This window comes from Microvirga sp. Mcv34, assembly GCF_024519725.1.
In the GTDB taxonomy this organism is placed as follows: domain Bacteria; phylum Pseudomonadota; class Alphaproteobacteria; order Rhizobiales; family Beijerinckiaceae; genus Microvirga.
Genome location: NZ_JALJRK010000233.1, coordinates 1 through 1,495 on the forward strand (window position 1 = coordinate 1; position 1,495 = coordinate 1,495).

The window sequence follows — 1,495 nt, forward strand, 5'->3', positions numbered from 1 at the left end:
CTGCTACCCTGCGTATCCACACGTTACCTTCTGGGTATCGTTACCAGCAGGGTTCCGGCTAATCGCTGAGAGCGCCGGGCTGCTACCTCCCAGTAAGTGCGCTCGGCGCCGGACAATGGATCGTCAAGGAAAGGCGAGTTCCTGATTTGTTCTATCTTAGCGTATAATCAGGAACAAATCTTGCGCTGGCCCCTGATGGCCTCGGTCAGCCTGCCCCCACCGCCGGGCGGCTCGTTCCACGTCACCGCGCCAATCCGCTTCTCGCTCCAGAACTGACCCAGCGGGCCTCCAGAATTGGAGGCTCTCTCGGCGCGCCTGGGTGAACCGAGGACAGTGGGGGGAACGCACGAACGCACAGCCCGAGCCTGCGTTGCTCGGTGCAACCGCGCATGCAGCTTCCGCCGCACTGGAGAGGAGACCCTCATAAAGCATGAAGCACGGGGCGCTGGCGGCGGGAGGTGCGGCCGCACGCGCCGGCGCGGGAGGTGCGATGGGCGGCACTGGCGGGCCCGGATGGCGGCACATCCGGAATGGGCGGGGCGTCAACCCCTGGGACGGCCACCACCCGTCCGGAACAGGCGCCGGCCTAGCCGGTCGGTTCGGCCGGGCCGTCGGCGGGTCCCGCGGCGCTGCCGACCAGGCCGGGGGTGGCCATCCGCGAGCGATCGAGGCGCGGCGGACACATCCGGCGCAACGGGGTGCCAGGGGGCGTTGGCGGCACAAGCTCTCCGGCGCGCTCGCGCTCGCGGTAGGGGCGGTGCGGCGCCCGTCAGCCGCTTCTGACTTACTTCAGCAGGTGAGCCGCTTGTTCGCTCCTCTTCGATATCGTTATCGTGCCTTAAGCGGGCGTCGCCGGCCAGCAGTGCGGTAAGCGTGGCGTCATGGCCGCCTACCGAAGCGGCGATCAGGATGAGATAAGTGTCCACGAAGATTGCAGCGGACACTTAGGCGGCATGCATGTCAGAGATGGAGCCTCGTCGTCGACGCAGTTGGACCACGGAGGAGAAGTGGCGGCTTGTCGAGGAGGCCAGGCTCCCGGGAACCGCTGTCGCGGAGGTGGCCCGTCGGCGCGGCGTCAACAACAATCAGCTTTTCGGTTGGATCCGGGCTGCAGAAGCAGGCAAACTGGGGCCCCGTCCGGCTTCTCTGGTGCTTCTCCCGGAGGCTTCATCGCACAATGAGTTCATTCCGATCGGGGTCTTCGGGACGTGCGACGATGAAGGGCCCGCGATCACGATGCCGGCGCTTCGCCCGCTGGACGCCACTCCGGCGGAGAGCTCGCCACAGCCGAGAGCCGAGCGGTCGGCCAGAACGCCGATGCTGGAGGAGCGGCCTGGCGTGATTGAGATCGACCTGCCAAACGGTGCGCGTGTTCGGGTTGACGCCTTTGTCAACGAGCGGGCGCTGCGGCGTGTTCTTTCGGCCCTCGGTGCGAAGTCGTGATCCAGATCGCTGCGGGAACGAAGGTGTATCTGGCCTGCCAGCCGGTCGATAT

1 protein-coding gene is annotated in these 1,495 nt (G+C 66.6%); it reads left to right on the forward strand.

Going from position 1 to position 1,495, the window contains the following annotated elements:
* Positions 1-966: 966 nt before the first annotated feature.
* On the forward strand, positions 967-1,443 hold the full coding sequence (tnpA, locus tag OC446_RS31200) for an IS66-like element accessory protein TnpA (protein ID WP_410055177.1): 477 nt from the start codon (positions 967-969) through the stop codon (positions 1,441-1,443).
* Positions 1,444-1,495 lie beyond the last annotated feature (52 nt).

What these genes read in the sequence shown, in the direction of transcription:
- tnpA (WP_410055177.1), top strand. Translation starts at nt 967, where the DNA reads ATGGAGCCTCGTCGTCGACGCAGTTGGACCACGGAGGAGAAGTGGCGG.